15 protein-coding genes are annotated in these 14,446 nt (G+C 71.9%); 12 read left to right on the top strand and 3 right to left on the bottom strand.

What is annotated here, in order from left to right:
- The first annotated feature begins 254 nt into the window (after positions 1-254).
- Together allB and alc are read left to right on the top strand one after the other, a co-directional pair.
- The gene (gene allB / locus ACGFYP_RS13620) at positions 255-1,589 is read left to right on the top strand and encodes an allantoinase AllB (RefSeq protein ID WP_393491388.1); all 1,335 of its coding nucleotides are present in this window, start codon (positions 255-257) and stop codon (positions 1,587-1,589) included.
- A gap of 3 nt (positions 1,590-1,592) precedes the next feature.
- A complete protein-coding gene (alc, locus tag ACGFYP_RS13615) occupies positions 1,593-2,708 on the top strand; it encodes an allantoicase (protein WP_393491385.1) in 1,116 nt (371 codons plus the stop codon).
- 256 nt (positions 2,709-2,964) lie between these two features.
- On the opposite strand, the gene ACGFYP_RS13610 is transcribed toward alc, so the two are convergent.
- Positions 2,965-3,741, bottom strand: a complete 777-nt coding sequence (locus ACGFYP_RS13610) for an SDR family oxidoreductase (RefSeq protein WP_393491380.1) — start codon at positions 3,739-3,741, stop codon at positions 2,965-2,967.
- Positions 3,742-3,977: 236 nt separating this feature from the next.
- Between ACGFYP_RS13610 and ACGFYP_RS13605 the strand changes: the two genes are divergently transcribed.
- The 3 genes from ACGFYP_RS13605 to ACGFYP_RS13595 all read left to right on the top strand — a co-directional run bounded on the left by ACGFYP_RS13605 (position 3,978) and on the right by ACGFYP_RS13595 (position 6,072).
- Positions 3,978-4,592 (top strand): dihydrofolate reductase family protein, encoded by a 615-nt coding sequence (locus tag ACGFYP_RS13605; protein WP_393491375.1) that lies wholly within the window; start codon positions 3,978-3,980, stop codon positions 4,590-4,592.
- Positions 4,593-4,768: 176 nt separating this feature from the next.
- Entirely contained in the window at positions 4,769-5,695 is a 927-nt protein-coding gene (locus tag ACGFYP_RS13600) for a DMT family transporter (RefSeq protein ID WP_393491369.1), read from the top strand.
- An 11-nt stretch (positions 5,696-5,706) separates the two neighbouring features.
- The gene (locus tag ACGFYP_RS13595) at positions 5,707-6,072 is read left to right on the top strand and encodes a hypothetical protein (protein WP_393491364.1); all 366 of its coding nucleotides are present in this window, start codon (positions 5,707-5,709) and stop codon (positions 6,070-6,072) included.
- A gap of 6 nt (positions 6,073-6,078) precedes the next feature.
- Here ACGFYP_RS13595 and ACGFYP_RS13590 read toward each other — a convergent pair whose 3' ends face one another.
- Entirely contained in the window at positions 6,079-6,297 is a 219-nt protein-coding gene (locus ACGFYP_RS13590; RefSeq protein WP_393491361.1) for a hypothetical protein, read from the bottom strand.
- A 146-nt stretch (positions 6,298-6,443) separates the two neighbouring features.
- Here ACGFYP_RS13590 and ACGFYP_RS13585 point away from each other — a divergent pair, with 146 nt between their 5' ends.
- From ACGFYP_RS13585 to ACGFYP_RS13575, 3 genes are read left to right on the top strand one after another with little or no spacing between them, the layout of a single operon-like run.
- A complete protein-coding gene (locus ACGFYP_RS13585) occupies positions 6,444-7,661 on the top strand; it encodes a sensor histidine kinase (RefSeq protein WP_393491357.1) in 1,218 nt (405 codons plus the stop codon).
- Positions 7,658-8,326, top strand: coding sequence for a response regulator (locus ACGFYP_RS13580; RefSeq protein WP_393491351.1), 669 nt, complete (start codon positions 7,658-7,660; stop codon positions 8,324-8,326). The genes ACGFYP_RS13585 and ACGFYP_RS13580 overlap by 4 nt, the downstream gene beginning before the upstream one ends.
- A 32-nt stretch (positions 8,327-8,358) precedes the next feature.
- Complete coding sequence (locus ACGFYP_RS13575) at positions 8,359-9,537, top strand: cytochrome P450 (protein ID WP_393491346.1); 1,179 nt, start codon at positions 8,359-8,361, stop codon at positions 9,535-9,537.
- A gap of 33 nt (positions 9,538-9,570) precedes the next feature.
- Here ACGFYP_RS13575 and ACGFYP_RS13570 read toward each other — a convergent pair whose 3' ends face one another.
- Complete coding sequence (locus ACGFYP_RS13570) at positions 9,571-10,575, bottom strand: Gfo/Idh/MocA family oxidoreductase (protein ID WP_393491341.1); 1,005 nt, start codon at positions 10,573-10,575, stop codon at positions 9,571-9,573.
- A gap of 144 nt (positions 10,576-10,719) precedes the next feature.
- Here ACGFYP_RS13570 and ACGFYP_RS13565 point away from each other — a divergent pair, with 144 nt between their 5' ends.
- The 4 genes from ACGFYP_RS13565 to ACGFYP_RS13550 all read left to right on the top strand — a co-directional run bounded on the left by ACGFYP_RS13565 (position 10,720) and on the right by ACGFYP_RS13550 (position 14,415).
- The gene (locus tag ACGFYP_RS13565; protein WP_361962475.1) at positions 10,720-11,439 is read left to right on the top strand and encodes a GntR family transcriptional regulator; all 720 of its coding nucleotides are present in this window, start codon (positions 10,720-10,722) and stop codon (positions 11,437-11,439) included.
- Between the two features lie 83 nt (positions 11,440-11,522).
- Positions 11,523-12,542: a sugar ABC transporter substrate-binding protein gene (locus ACGFYP_RS13560; protein ID WP_393491335.1), complete on the top strand. Its 1,020-nt coding sequence runs from the start codon at positions 11,523-11,525 to the stop codon at positions 12,540-12,542.
- Entirely contained in the window at positions 12,539-13,594 is a 1,056-nt protein-coding gene (locus tag ACGFYP_RS13555) for an ABC transporter permease (protein ID WP_361962340.1), read from the top strand. Before ACGFYP_RS13560 ends, ACGFYP_RS13555 begins: the two co-directional genes overlap by 4 nt.
- Positions 13,591-14,415: an ATP-binding cassette domain-containing protein gene (locus tag ACGFYP_RS13550; RefSeq protein ID WP_361962342.1), complete on the top strand. Its 825-nt coding sequence runs from the start codon at positions 13,591-13,593 to the stop codon at positions 14,413-14,415. The genes ACGFYP_RS13555 and ACGFYP_RS13550 overlap by 4 nt, the downstream gene beginning before the upstream one ends.
- The last annotated feature ends 31 nt before the right edge of the window (positions 14,416-14,446 follow it).

Raw genomic sequence — 14,446 nt, 5'->3', positions numbered from 1 at the left:
AGGCCGGTCAGGGGGGTGTTTGTCCGGTGTCGGCAGCCGCCCGGCGGCGTCCGTCTCCGCCCCGCATGTGCGGAGCTACGTTCTACTGTACGAAATTTCCATTCCACTTCATGGAAACATCCAAGTGGCCGCCAGGTGTCGCCGATGCGGCGCAGCTCGACGGGGCCATGCTGGAAGTGTGCCCTTGACGACATGTCGTCCTGAGTGAAGACTCCTTCAACAGTTCGTTGAAATTCTTGCTGGAAGGGGTACGGGTGGACGTCAACCTGGTACTGCGCTCGACTCGCGTCATCACCCCGGAGGGGACGCGGGCCGCGTCGATCGCCGTCTCCGGCGGGACCATCGCCGGTGTGCTGCCGTACGACGCCGAGGTACCGGCCGGAGCCCGGCTCGAGGACGTCGGCGACGACGTCGTCCTGCCCGGGCTCGTCGACACCCACGTACACGTGAACGACCCCGGCCGCACGGAGTGGGAGGGCTTCTGGACCGCCACCCGCGCCGCCGCCGCCGGTGGCATCACCACGCTGCTCGACATGCCGCTGAACTCGCTCCCGCCCACCACGACGGTCGAGCACCTGCGGATCAAGCAGGACGTCGCCCGCACCAAGGCGCACATCGACGTCGGCTTCTGGGGCGGCGCGCTCCCGGACAACGTGAAGGACCTGCGCCCGCTGTTCGACGCCGGTGTCTTCGGCTTCAAGTGCTTCCTGTCGCCGTCCGGCGTGGACGAGTTCCCCCAGCTGGACCAGGATCAGCTCGCCGCCTCCCTCGCCGAGATCGCCGGCTTCGACGGCCTGATGATCGTGCACGCCGAGGACCCGCACCACCTGGCCGCCGCCCCGCAGAAGGCGGGCGAGAAGTACGCCGACTTCCTCGCCTCCCGGCCGCGCGACGCCGAGAACACAGCCATCGAGAACCTGATCAACCAGGCCCGTCGCCTCAACGCCCGCGTCCACGTGCTGCACCTGTCGTCCTCCGACGCGCTGCCGCTCATCCGGGCCGCGAAGGACGAGGGCGTCAAGATCACCGTCGAGTCCTGCCCGCACTTCCTCACCCTCACGGCCGAGGAGGTCCCGGACGGCGCCACCGAGTTCAAGTGCTGCCCGCCGATCCGCGAGGCCTCGAACCAGGACGCGCTGTGGGAAGGCCTTGCGGACGGGACGATCGACTGCATCGTCTCCGACCACTCGCCCTCCACCGCCGATCTCAAGACCCCGGACTTCGCCTCGGCCTGGGGCGGCATCTCCTCCCTCCAGCTGGGTCTGCCCGCCATCTGGACCGAGGCCCGGCGCCGCGGCCACGACCTGACCGACGTCGTCCGCTGGATGTCCGCCGCCCCCGCCCGCCTCGCCGGACTGGAGCGCAAGGGCGCCATCGAGGCCGGCCGCGACGCCGACTTCGCGGTGATCGACCCCGAGGCGACCTTCACCGTCGACCCGGCCGAGCTGGAGCACCGCAACCGCGTCACCGCCTACGCGGGCAAGACCCTGCACGGCGTCGTCACCTCGACCTGGCTGCGCGGAGAGCGCATCGCCGACCGCGGCACCCTCGCCGAGCCCACCGGCCGCCTCCTCGAAAGGACCAACTGACCCGTGACCGGCATACCCTCCTTCACCGGCGACGCCAGCCCCTACGGCGGCGGTGACCCCTACGCCGACTACCGCACCGCGGACTTCCCCTTCACGCAGTACGCGGACCTGGCCGACCGGCGCCTCGGCGCGGGCGTGACCGCCGCCAACGACGAGTTCTTCGCCGAGCGCGAGAACATGCTGAAGCCCGAGGCCGCCGAGTTCGACCCCGAGCACTTCGGGCACAAGGGCAAGATCATGGACGGCTGGGAGACCCGCCGCCGCCGTGGTGTCTCGGCCCAGCAGCCCCACCCGACCGAGGACGACCACGACTGGGCGCTCGTCCGCCTCGGCGCCCCCGGCGTCGTACGCGGCATCGTCGTCGACACCGCGCACTTCCGCGGCAACTACCCGCAGGCCGTCTCGGTCGAGGCCACCTCGGTCGCCGGCTCCCCGTCGCCGGAGGAACTCCTCGCGGACGACGTGAAGTGGACGACCCTCGTCCCGCGCACCGCGATCGGCGGCCACGCGGCCAACGGCTTCGCCGTCGACGTCGAGCAGCGCTTCACGCACCTGCGCGTCAACCAGCACCCGGACGGCGGCATCGCCCGCCTGCGCGTGTACGGAGAGGTCGCCCCCGACCCGCGCTGGCTGGCCGTCCTCGGCACCTTCGACCTCGCGGCCCTGGAGAACGGCGGCCAGGTCGAGGACGCCTCCGACCGCTTCTACTCCCCGGCGACCAACACCATCCAGCCGGGCCGCTCCCGCAAGATGGACGACGGCTGGGAGACGCGGCGCCGCCGCGACAAGGGCAACGACTGGATCCGCTACAGCCTGGCCGCCGAGTCGGAGATCCGCGCGATCGAGATCGACACGGCGTACCTCAAGGGCAACAGCGCGGGCTGGGCGGCGCTCTCCGTGGCCGCCGAGGGCTCCGAGGAGTGGACCGAGGTCCTGCCCCGGACCCGCCTCCAGCCGGACACCAACCACCGCTTCGTGCTCGACGCCCCGGCGGTCGGTTCCCGCGTCCGGATCGACATCTACCCCGACGGCGGCATCTCCCGCCTCCGCCTCTTCGGCTCGCTGACCGAGGAGGGCGCGGCGCGCCTGACCGCGCGCCACCAGGAACTGGGCGGGTAACGACACCCCGCCCGGCCCGCGAGGGCGCACCGACCGACAGCACCGGTGCGCCCTCGCGAACCCCTTTTTCTTCAGGGCTCGGTTCGCCTCCGGGCGCCTTGAGCCGGGCTCACGACCCCGACCGTGCTCGCCTCCCTCGTTCCTCGGGGAGGCTCCGCGCGCTCGGGGTCGTTCCCCCGGCGCGCCCTTCGGCTCACTCGCCGCGCCCATGCGTCGGCCCACACGCCTGCCCGGGCGCCGGCCCGATGCGTCGGCCCTACGCCGCGTGTCCGCCGTCCACAGCGAACTCCGCGCCCGTCACGTACTCCGCGTCCGGGCCCGCGAGGAACGCCACCACCGCGGCGACCTCCTCCGCGGTGCCGAAGCGGCCCAGCGCCGTCATCTCCGCCTGGCCCCGCGCGTACGGGCCGTCCGCCGGGTTCATGTCGGTGTCGATCGGGCCGGGGTGGACGATGTTCGCGGTGATGCCGCGACCGCCCAGCTCCCGCGCGAGGGACTTGGTCAGGCCGATCAGGGCCGACTTGCTCGTCGCGTAGAGCGTGCCGCCGGGGCCGGGGACCCGGGCCGTCATGCACGTACCGATGGTGACGATCCGGCCGCCCCGCTCCATCCGCCCGGCCGCCGCCTGCGAGGCGAGGAAGGCGGCGCGCACGTTCGCCGCGAGGACCCGGTCCACGTCCGCGAGGCTCAGGCCCTCCAGCGGGCCGAGGACCCCGAGCCCCACGTTGTTGACCAGCACGTCGAGCCGGCCGAGCGTGTCCGCCGCCCACTCCACCGCGCCCGCCGCGTCCCCGGCGTCGACCGCGTCCGCACGCAGGGGGAGGGCCTTGCGCCCGGTCGCCTCGATCCGCTCGGCCAGCTCCTTCGCCCGGTCCTCGCCCGTCACGTACGTGAACGCCACGTCCGCGCCCTCCCGGGCGAGACGCAGCGCCGTGGCCGCGCCGATCCCACGGCTGCCGCCCGTCACCAGGACCGCCTTGCCGTTCATGCCGTTCGCACCGATCACACCGTTCGCGCTGTTCATCGTGGACATGCCGACCTCCGTGAGAAGTACCCATTGGTTGTTGCGGGTTCAATGAAAGTCGGCCGGTGGGCCGGACGCTGGCGGCAATCGGACACCGAAGATCAGGCACCGACGATCAGGCACCGACGATCAGGCACCGACGATCCGGCGCCGATGAGTTTCGCCGAGCGGTGAGGTCAGAGCTTCTGAGACACGATGGACCGGGGGACACGGCACCCGGTCACGCACAGCGAAGGGGCACCACCATGGGCAAGCTCTCCCTCACCCAGTTCGTCACGCTCGACGGCGTCTACCAGGCTCCCGGCGGGCCCGAAGAGGACCGCAGGGGCGGCTTCGAGCACGGCGGCTGGGTCTTCCCGTTCGCGGACGAAGAGTTCGGCGCCTTCGTCGACGAGGTCTTCGCCCGGCCCACGGCCTTCCTGCTCGGGCGCAAGACGTACGAGATCTTCGCGGGGTTCTGGCCGAAGCAGACCGACCCGGCCGACCCCGTCGCCTCCAAGCTCAACGCCCTCCCCAAGTACGTCGCCTCCAGCACCCTGGAGACGGCCGACTGGGCAGGGACCACGATCCTCACGGGCGACGCCGTCAAGGAGGTCGCGGCCCTGAAGGACCGCGTCGACGGCGAGATCCAGATGCACGGCAGCGGCAGGCTCGGGCAGTCCCTGATGGCGGCCGACCTCGTCGACACGCTCCACCTGCTCGTCTTCCCCATCGTCCTCGGTACGGGCTTCCGGTTCTTCGCCGACGGCGCCCGGCCCACCGCCTTCCGCAACGTCGGCTCCAGGACCACGAGCACGGGCGTCTCCATCACCACGTACGAGCTGGCCGGCCGCCCCGAGTTCGGAACCGTCGGCGAGTGACCGTCGGCCCATGACCGTCGGCCTGCCCACGGCCGTCGGCCGGCCGTAGGACAGACCGGCCCGGCAGACCCCGGACGAAAGGTGTAGCCACCACAGGCCTCTCCCGGTACGGTGATCGTCCCGCGTGCGAGCCACTGAAGTCTCCACCCCGTCCGACGTGTTGGAGCAGGCCCACGATGTCCGCGATCGCCGCCTCCGTACCCTTCCGCGCCCCGCGCCGCGCCTGGCTCACCGACCTTCCGGTGCTCCTCGTCGCCGCCGTCTGGGGCGCCAGCTATCTCGCCGCCAAGGGCATCACCACCACGCACACCGTCGTGGCCGTCCTGGTCCTGCGCTTCGCCGTCGTCCTGCCCGCGCTCGCCGTCGCCGGACGGCGCGGGCTGGGGGCGCTGACCGCGGCCCAGTGGCGTGGCGCGGGCCTCCTCGGCCTGATCCTCAGCGGGATCTTCCTCCTGGAGACCTACGGCGTCGTCCACACCTCCGCCACCAACGCGGGCCTGATCATCAGCCTCACCATGATCCTCACGCCGCTCGCCGAGTCCGCCGTCACCAGGACCAGGCCGCCCCGCGCCTTCCTCGGCGCCGCCGGGCTCTCCGTGGCCGGCGTGGTGCTGCTGACCCAGGGCGGCGGCTTCACCACCCCGTCCCTCGGCGACCTGCTGATGCTGCTCGCCGCCCTCGCCCGTACCGTGCACGTCCTGGCCATGGCCCGGATCAAGTCCGTCCAGGACGCCGACTCGCTCTCCCTCACCACCGTCCAACTCGGCTCGGCCGTCGCCGTCTTCGCCCTGCTCGCCACGGTCCCCGGCACCGGCGCCTCGCCCTGGTCGGTGGCGCTCGACTTCGGCCCGCGCGAATGGGCCGGACTGCTCTTCCTCTCCGTCTTCTGCACGCTCTTCGCCTTCTTCGTGCAGATGTGGGCCGTCCGCCGCACCTCCCCGTCCCGAGTCAGCCTGCTGCTCGGTACGGAACCGCTGTGGGCCGCCGCGACCGGCATCGCCCTGGCCGGTGACCGCCCCGGCGCGCTGGGCATCGCGGGCGCGATCCTCGTGCTCGCGGGCACCAGTTGGGGGCGTCGCGCCGCAGACGAGAGCACCCGATAGGTTCTTGCCCCATGCGTTCACTGCCGTACGACATAGATTTCCGCGCCCGCGCGCGGCGCACCCAGGGCTGGGGGCTCGGACTGCTCACCGTCGCCGGACTGATGTGGATCTGGTTCGCGGTGGGGATCTTCCTCCCGTACACGACCAGCGACGGCCGGGACGAGGACGAGTGCGAGTCCCGCTTCAGCTCCGAGTACCTGCACGACGACCGCAGCGACTGCGTCGCCGAACGCGACTGGCCCGAGATGGTCGCCCTGCTCGGCGGATCGATCCCCTTCGCGGTGATCGGCGGGATGCTCTACACCAACGGCGCCGTCTCCCACCGGATGGCCGAGCACCTCGCCGAGGTCACCCGCCTCGACGAGGCGCGTCCCTGACCGCCCTCAGGCGCGCCGGCCGGTGTCCGCGATCATCACGATCACGAAGCCGAGCACCGCGATCACGATGTTGGCGAACAGCGCCCGGTCCTCCAGGAACCAGACGTTCTCCGTCAGGGCCCGGGTGAACCCCATGATCGGGAACCAGCCGGTCAACTCGCGCACCACCCCCGCGAGGCCGCCGAACAGCACCACACCGCCCACGAACTCCACGAACTTCCTCATGGGGCGATCCTGACGCCCGCGGCCGCGTGCCCGCGTCGGTCGCGAGACCACACCTGGTGATACCGAAGTAGCCACCCGCGCGACTTTCGTAGCTTCCGGAGCCGTCGACCCGGCTCCGCGCCTCTGACGTGCGTACTTTGGTGGGTATGACACGTACGGACCCCTACGCCTGGCTGCTGCCCTCGGCCATGGCCGACCCCACGGCAGCCGGTGCGTCCGGCCGCAGGCCGCGGCGGACCGTACGGGACTGGGTCGTCGACACCGCGCTCTTCCTCTGCGCCGTCTTCGTCGGCATCCTCGCCGCCGAGGCCGGCGACCAGTACAACAGCGAGGCCGTCGCCTTCGCCGACCAGGTCGTCGGCGCCGCCGCCTGCTGCGCCCTCTGGCTCCGCCGCCGGTGGCCCGTCGGCCTCGTCGTCGCGCTCTCCCTCCTCAGCGTCGTCGCTCCCGTCGCCGGGGGAGCCTTCCTGGTGAGCCTGTTCAGCGTCGCCGTCCGCAAGCCCTTCCGCGAGATCGCCTGGATCAGCGCGCTGGCCGCCGTCTGCTCCGTCGCCCAGGTCTTCGTACGGCCCGATCCCGCCACCGGGGCGCCCCTCGGGATCGCGATCGGCCTGATCCTGATCCTGCTCATGACCGCCTGGGGCATGCTCGTACGCTCCCGGCGCCAGCTCGTCGAGGCGCTGCGCGAACGGGCCCGGCGCGCCGAGGCCGAGGCGGAGCTCCGCGCCGAGCAGGCCCAGCGGCTGGCCAGGGAGGCCATCGCCCGCGAGATGCACGACGTCCTCGCGCACCGCCTCACCCTGCTCAGCGTGCACGCCGGAGCCCTGGAGTTCCGCCCCGACGCCCCGCCCGAGCAGGTCGCCCGGGCCGCCGGCGTCATCCGCGACAGCGCCCACGAGGCGCTCCAGGACCTCCGCGAGATCATCGGCGTCCTGCGCGCTCCCGGCGAGGGCGGCGAGGGCGACCGTCCCCAGCCGACCCTGGCCAGCCTGGACGAACTCGTCGCCGAGTCCCGCGCCGCCGGGGCGAAGGTCGTCCTCGACACCACCGTCGACGACCCGGCGACCGTCCCCGCCGCCACCGGCCGGACCGTCTACCGGATCGCGCAGGAGGGCCTCACCAACGCCCGCAAGCACGCCCCGGGCACCGACGTCACCGTCACCGTGCGCGGCCGCCCGGGGGAGGGGCTGACCGTGGACATCCACAACCCCGCCCCCACCGGACCGGTCCCGCACGTCCCCGGATCCGGCCAGGGCCTCATCGGGCTCACCGAGCGCGCCACCCTCGCCGGCGGCCGCCTCGACCACGGTCCGGCCCCCGGCGGCGGCTTCACCCTCCACGCCTGGCTACCGTGGCCCCCATGACCATCCGGCTGCTCATCGTCGACGACGACCCCCTGGTCCGCGCGGGACTCACCCTCATGCTCGGCGGCGCCGACGACATCGACATCGTCGGCGAGGGCACCGACGGCCGGGACGTCCCCGACCTCGTCGCCCGGCTCGCCCCGGACGTGGTCCTCATGGACATCCGGATGCCGTACGTCGACGGCCTCACCGCCACCGAACGGCTGCGCGGCCGCCCCGACGCGCCCCAGGTCGTCGTCCTCACCACCTTCCACGCCGACGAACAGGTCCTGCGCGCCATGCGGGCCGGAGCGGCAGGTTTCGTCCTCAAGGACACCCCGCCGGCCGAGATCGTCGCCTCCGTGCGCCGGGTCGCGTCCGGCGACCCCGTCCTCTCCCCGGCCGTCACCCGGCAGCTGATGACGCACGTCGCCGGCCACCAGGAGCAGCCGAGGCGCACCACCGCCACCGGCCGCCTCGCCGAACTCGCCGAGCGGGAACGCGAGGTCGCGATCGCCATCGGCCGCGGGCAGTCCAACGCGGAGATCGCCGCGGCCCTGTATCTGAGCGTGCCGACCGTCAAGACCCACGTCTCACGGATTCTCGCCAAACTCGACCTCAACAACCGTGTCCAGATCGCGCTCCTGGTCCACGACGCGGGCCTCCTGGACGAGGACGGCGCCTAGGGGGTCGTGACGTCGCGATCTACGCTGGGGCGATGTCCGTCATCGATCTGGGGGAGTACGGCGCGGACTTCACCGCGAACCCGTATCCCTACTACGCCAAGCTCCGCGAGAGCGGTCCCGTCCACCACGTCCGTATGCCCGACGGCTGGGAGTTCTGGCTCGTCGTCGGCCACGAGGAGGGGCGGGCCGCCCTAACCGACCCCCGCCTGGTCAAGTCGCCCTCGGTCATCGGCTTCACACCCGTCGACGAGGAGGTCATCGGCCCCAACCTGCTCGCCGTCGACCCGCCGGACCACACCCGGCTGCGCAAGCTCGTCGCGCGGGAGTTCACCGCCCGGCGCGTGGAGGCCCTGCGCCCCCGCGTCCAGGAGATCGCCGACGAGCTCGTCGACGCGATGGCACAGGCCGGCCGTGCCGACCTCGTGGACGCCTTCGCCTTCCCGCTGCCCATCACCGTCATCTGCGAGCTCCTCGGCGTTCCGACGGCCGACCGCGACTCCTTCCGCCGCTGGTCGAACGAGCTGGTCGCGCCGACGGGCGGCACGCCCGAGCGGGAGATCGTCGAGGGGTTCGGCGCCTACCTCGGCGAGCTGATCGAGGACAAGCGGGCCGCCGGGCCCGCCGACGACCTGCTCTCCGCCCTGATCGCCACCCGCGACGAGGACGGCGACCGGCTGTCCCTGCCCGAACTACGCGCGATGGCCTACGTGTTGCTGATCGCCGGGCACGAGACGACGGTCAACCTGATCTCCAACACGATGCGGGCTCTCTTCGCCCATCCGGACCAACTCACCGACCTGCGAGCCGACTTCGGGCTTCTCGACGGGGCCGTCGAGGAAGGGCTGCGCTACGACGGTCCGGTGGAGACCAGCACCTTCCGGATCGCCAAGGAGCCGACCACCGTCGGCGGCACCGCCATCCCCGCCCACGCGCCGGTCTTCGTCTCCCTCGCGGGCGCCGACCGCGACCCGACGCGCTTCCCCGAACCGGACCGCTTCGACATCCGCCGCGAACCGCGCGGGCATCTCGCCTTCGGGCACGGCCTCCACTACTGTCTCGGGGCGCCGCTCGCCCGCCTTGAGGGCGCCATCGCGATCCGGACACTCCTGGAGCGCTTCCCGCGGCTGGAACTCGACCCCGACGGCGCTCCGTGGGAGTGGATGCCGGGCCTGCTCATCCGTGGCGTCCGCCGCCTTCCCGTCCGCTGGTGACCGCTCCCTGGACCGGCCGCCCGGTCACTCCGCCTACGACGGGATCTCGTCCAGGCGGACCGGGCGGCCCTCGCGTCGCGAGCGCTCGCACGCCTCGGCGATCCGGAGCGCCTCCAGGGCCTCCCGGCCGTCGCAGGGGTTCGGGGCCTCGCCCCGTACCAGCCGTACGAACGCGTCCAGTTCGGCCTCGTACGCCGGAGCGAACCGCTCCAGGAAGCCCGTCCACGGCTTGACCGGGGCCGCGGGGCCCGACGGCTCCACCGAGGTGAGCGGGGTCCGGTCGTCGAGGCCGACGGCGATCTGGTCCCGCTCGCCCGCCAGCTCCATCCGTACGTCGTACCCGGCGCCGTTGCACCGGGTCGCCGTCGCCGTCGCCAGCGTGCCGTCGTCCAGGGTGAGCACCGCCGCCGCCGTGTCCACGTCGCCCGCCTCGCGGAACATCGCCGGGCCGGCGTCCGAACCGCTCGCGTACACCGAGACGACCTCCCGCCCTGTCACCCAGCGCAGTATGTCGAAGTCGTGGACCAGGCAGTCCCGGAAGAGCCCGCCGGAGAGCGGCAGGTACGCGGCGGGCGGCGGGGCCGGGTCCGAGGTCGCCGCCCGTACGGTGTGCAGCCGGCCGAGCCGCCCGGACCGCACCGCCTCACGGGCCGCCGCGTACCCGGTGTCGAAGCGGCGCATGAACCCGAGCTGAAGCTCCGTCCCCGCGGCCTCCACCGCCCGCAGCGCGCCGAGCGTCCCCGGCACGTCCAGGGCGATGGGCTTCTCGCAGAAGGCGGGGAGCCCGGCGCCCGCCGCGCGGGCGATCAGCTCGGCGTGGGCGGCGGTGGCGGAGGCGATGACGACGGCGTCGAGGGCGTGGTGGTCCAGGAGGGCGTCGACGGTCGGCGCCATGTCCGCGCCGAGCGCCCCGCCGACCCGCGCCGCCCGGTCGGCGTCCGCGTCCGCCACGACCAGCGACTCGACCTCCGGGTGGCGGGCGAGCACGCCCGCGTGGAAGGCCCCGATACGACCCGTTCCGATCAGTCCGATACGCATGGCCCCCAAGGTGGTGCCGGACCGGGACCCTGTCAAGGATTTGTCAGGACAATCGGACTTCACCACTTCCTGTCATCATCTCCTCGGGCTACGCTCCCGTCCGTGTCCAAGCAGCCGCCGTCCCCCGAGCCGCCACCCCTCTCCGTGGACCGCACGAGCCCGGTGCCGCTCTACTACCAGCTCGCCCGGCAGCTGGAAGCGGCCATCGAGAACGGGTCCCTGGCCCCCGGCAGCCTGCTCGGCAACGAGATCGACCTCGCCACCCGCCTGGGCCTGTCCCGCCCCACCGTCCGACAGGCCATCCAGTCCCTGGTCGACAAGGGCCTCCTGGTCCGCAGGCGCGGCGTCGGCACCCAGGTCGTGCACAGCCAGGTCCGGCGCCCCCTTGAGCTCAGCAGCCTCTACGACGACCTGGAGGCGGCCGGTCAGCGCCCCGCCACCCGGGTCCTCGTCGACCGCGTCGAACCCGCCGCCGCCCCGGTCGCGGCGGCCCTCGGCGTACCGGAGGGCAGCGACGTGCGCTACGTGGAGCGGCTGCGTACGGCGCACGACGAGCCCATGGCGTACCTGCGCAACCACCTCCCGGCCGGGCTGCTCGACCTGGACGCGGGCCGACTGGAGGCGACCGGCCTCTACCGGCTGATGCGCGGTGCCGGTATCACTCTGCACAGCGCCCGCCAGACCGTCGGCGCCCGCGCCGCCACGGCCACCGAGGCCGAACTGCTCGCCGAGAAGGAGGGGGCACCGCTGCTCACGATGGAACGCACCACCTTCGACGACACGGGCCGGGCCGTCGAGTTCGGCTCCCACCTCTACCGGGCCTCTCGGTACTCCTTCGAGTTCCAGCTCCTGGTCCGCCCCTGACCCCCTGACCCGCTGACGTCCGCGCGACCCCCATGACCGATACTGCAATGCACGCAGAAGGACACAAAGGAGGGCACGGCCTCGTGACCAGGCTTCGGACAGGAGGGGTACGCGCCGCAGTCGGCGCCGTGCTCGCGGTGGCGCTCACCGCCGCACTCGCGGGGTGCAGCAGCACCGGCGGGAAGCGCGCGGAGGACGCCCGCAAGGCGGCCGCGGCCCAGGGGAAGGCGGCCGTGAACACCCCCCGGTGGACCTTCGCCATGGTGACCCACTCGGGCGACGGCGACACCTTCTGGGACATCGTCCAGAACGGCGCCGAGCAGGCCGCCGTCAAGGACAACATCAACTTCCTCTACGCCCACAGCGACGAGGCGCAGGCGCAGGCCCAGCTCATCGACTCGTACATCGCGAAGGGCGTCGACGGCCTCATCGTCACGCTCGCCAAGCCCGACGCGATGAAGACGGCCGTGGAGAAGGCGGTCAAGGCCGGCATCCCGGTGATCACCGTGAACTCCGGCTCCGAGCAGTCCAAGGCCTTCGGCGCGCTCACCCACATCGGCCAGGACGAGACCGTCGCCGGCGAGGCCGTCGGCGACGAGCTGGACGAGCGCGGGAAGAAGAAGGCCCTGTGCGTCCTGCACGAGCAGGGCAACGTCGGCCACGAGCAGCGCTGCGCCGGGGCGAAGAAGACCTTCGACGGCGAGATGGTGAACCTGTACGTCGACGGCACCAACATGCCCGACGTCCAGGCCTCCATCGAGGCCAAGCTCCAGTCGGACCCGGCGATCGACTCCGTCGTCACCCTCGGCGCGCCCTTCGCGGACGCCGCCGTCCAGGCGAAGAAGACCGCGGGCTCCGAGGCCGAGGTCGACACCTTCGACCTCAACGCCAAGGTCGCCGCCGCGCTCTCCGCGGGTACCCTCGGCTTCGCCGTGGACCAGCAGCCCTACCTCCAGGGCTACGAGGCCGTCGACCTGCTCTGGCTGTACAAGTACAACGCCGACGTCCTCGGCGGCGGCAAGCCGGTCCTCACCGGCCCGCAGATCATCACCAAGGACGACGCCGCCGCGCTGAAGGACTACACGGAGCGGGGCACCCGATGAGCGCGACCGCCCCGACAGGGAACGGCCTCGACCACGTCGACGAGCGGCTGCTGCGCACCTCCCCGCTGCGGAAGCTGCTGGCCCGGCCCGAGCTCGGCTCGGTGGTCGGCGCGGCCGCGGTCTTCGTCTTCTTCTCGATCGTCGCCGACAGCTTCCTGAAGGCCTCCAGCCTGGGCACGGTCCTCTACGCGGCCTCCACGCTCGGCATCATGGCGGTGCCCGTCGCGCTGCTGATGATCGGCGGCGAGTTCGACCTCTCGGCGGGCGTCCTGGTCACCAGCTCGGCGCTGATCTCGTCGATGTTCAGCTACCAGATGACCGCGAACGTCTGGGTCGGCGTCGGCGTCTCGCTGCTCGTCACCCTCGCCATCGGCGTCTTCAACGGCGTCATGCTGACCCGTACGAAGCTGCCGAGCTTCATCATCACGCTCGGCACCTTCCTGATGCTGACGGGTCTGAACCTCGGCTTCACCAAGCTGATCAGCGGCACGGTCTCCACCAAGTCGATCGCCGACATGGAGGGCTTCTCCTCGGCGAAGAAGCTGTTCGCCTCGCAGCTGACCATCGGCGGCGTCGACCTCAAGGTCACCATCCTGTGGTGGATCGGCCTCGTGGCAGTCGCCACCTGGATCCTGCTGCGCACCCGCTTCGGCAACTGGATCTTCGCCGTCGGCGGTGGCGCCGACGCGGCCCGCGCGGTCGGCGTCCCGGTCTTCCGGACCAAGATCGGCCTCTACATGGGCGTGGCCTTCTGCGCCTGGATCTCCGGCCAGCACCTGCTCTTCTCCTTCGACGTCGTCCAGTCGGGCGAGGGCGTGGGCAACGAGCTCATCTTCATCATCGCGGCCGTCATCGGCGGCTGCCTGATCACCGGCGGCTACGGCTCCGCCATCGGCTCGGCGGTCGGCGCGTTCATCTTCGGCATGACCAGCAAGGGCATCGTGTACGCGGAGTGGAACCCGGACTGGTTCAAGTTCTTCCTGGGAGCGATGCTCCTGCTGGCGACCCTGCTGAACGCCTGGATCCGCAGGCGCGTGGAGGCAACCAAATGACCACCCCCGAGCCCACCACCGCCGAGCCCACCGCCCCGGCCCCCGCGCTCGTCGAACTGGACGACGTCAGCAAGTTCTACGGCAACATCCGCGCCCTCGAAGGGGTCTCCCTGGAGGTCCACGCGGGCGAGATCACCTGTGTCCTCGGCGACAACGGCGCCGGCAAGTCCACCCTCATCAAGATCGTCGCCGGCCTTCACCGGCACGACGCAGGGACCTTCCGCATCGAGGGCGAGGACGTCTCCCTGGCCAACCCGCGCGAGGCACTGGACCGGGGCATCGCCACCGTCTACCAGGACCTGGCCGTCGTCCCCCTCATGCCGGTCTGGCGGAACTTCTTCCTCGGCTCCGAGCCCACCAAGGGCGCGGGACCCTTCAAGCGCCTCGACGTCGAGCTGATGCGCGAGACGACCCGCACCGAGCTGCTCCGCATGGGCATCGACCTGCGTGACGTCGACCAGCCCATCGGCACCCTCTCCGGCGGCGAGCGCCAGTGCGTGGCCATCGCCCGGGCGGTCCACTTCGGCGCCAAGGTGCTGGTCCTGGACGAGCCGACCGCGGCGCTCGGCGTGAAGCAGTCCGGGGTGGTCCTGAAATATGTGGCCGCGGCCCGTGACCAGGGCCTCGGCGTGGTCCTCATCACCCACAACCCGCACCACGCCTATCTCGTCGGCGACCGGTTCGTCCTGCTCAAGCGCGGAGTCATGGCGGGCAGCCACACGAAGACCTCGGTCACCCTGGACGAGTTGACCCGGCAGATGGCGGGCGGCAGCGAGCTGGAGGACCTCCGTCACGAGCTGGAACGCCCGAACCCTTCGTAGCCCCGCTCCCTCGCTTCGTCACGGCCCTCCG

The organism is Streptomyces sp. NPDC048370 (assembly GCF_043200825.1).
Taxonomy (GTDB): Bacteria; Actinomycetota; Actinomycetes; order Streptomycetales; family Streptomycetaceae; genus Streptomyces.
The sequence above is the reverse complement of the archived record's forward strand: the minus strand, read 5'-3'. Positions and strand labels throughout refer to the sequence as shown.

Bases quoted from the DNA above. Each gene is read 5' to 3' on its own strand.
- ACGFYP_RS13590 (WP_393491361.1), bottom strand. From the start codon at position 6,297: ATGAGGAAGTTCGTGGAGTTCGTGGGCGGTGTGGTGCTGTTCGGCGGC.
- ACGFYP_RS13555 (WP_361962340.1), top strand. From the start codon at position 12,539: ATGAGCGCGACCGCCCCGACAGGGAACGGCCTCGACCACGTCGACGAG.
- ACGFYP_RS13550 (WP_361962342.1), top strand. From the start codon at position 13,591: ATGACCACCCCCGAGCCCACCACCGCCGAGCCCACCGCCCCGGCCCCC.
- ACGFYP_RS13600 (WP_393491369.1), top strand. From the start codon at position 4,769: ATGTCCGCGATCGCCGCCTCCGTACCCTTCCGCGCCCCGCGCCGCGCC.
- ACGFYP_RS13610 (WP_393491380.1), bottom strand. From the start codon at position 3,741: ATGTCCACGATGAACAGCGCGAACGGTGTGATCGGTGCGAACGGCATG.
- ACGFYP_RS13580 (WP_393491351.1), top strand. From the start codon at position 7,658: ATGACCATCCGGCTGCTCATCGTCGACGACGACCCCCTGGTCCGCGCG.
- ACGFYP_RS13605 (WP_393491375.1), top strand. From the start codon at position 3,978: ATGGGCAAGCTCTCCCTCACCCAGTTCGTCACGCTCGACGGCGTCTAC.
- ACGFYP_RS13575 (WP_393491346.1), top strand. From the start codon at position 8,359: ATGTCCGTCATCGATCTGGGGGAGTACGGCGCGGACTTCACCGCGAAC.
- ACGFYP_RS13570 (WP_393491341.1), bottom strand. From the start codon at position 10,575: ATGCGTATCGGACTGATCGGAACGGGTCGTATCGGGGCCTTCCACGCG.
- ACGFYP_RS13595 (WP_393491364.1), top strand. From the start codon at position 5,707: ATGCGTTCACTGCCGTACGACATAGATTTCCGCGCCCGCGCGCGGCGC.
- ACGFYP_RS13585 (WP_393491357.1), top strand. From the start codon at position 6,444: ATGACACGTACGGACCCCTACGCCTGGCTGCTGCCCTCGGCCATGGCC.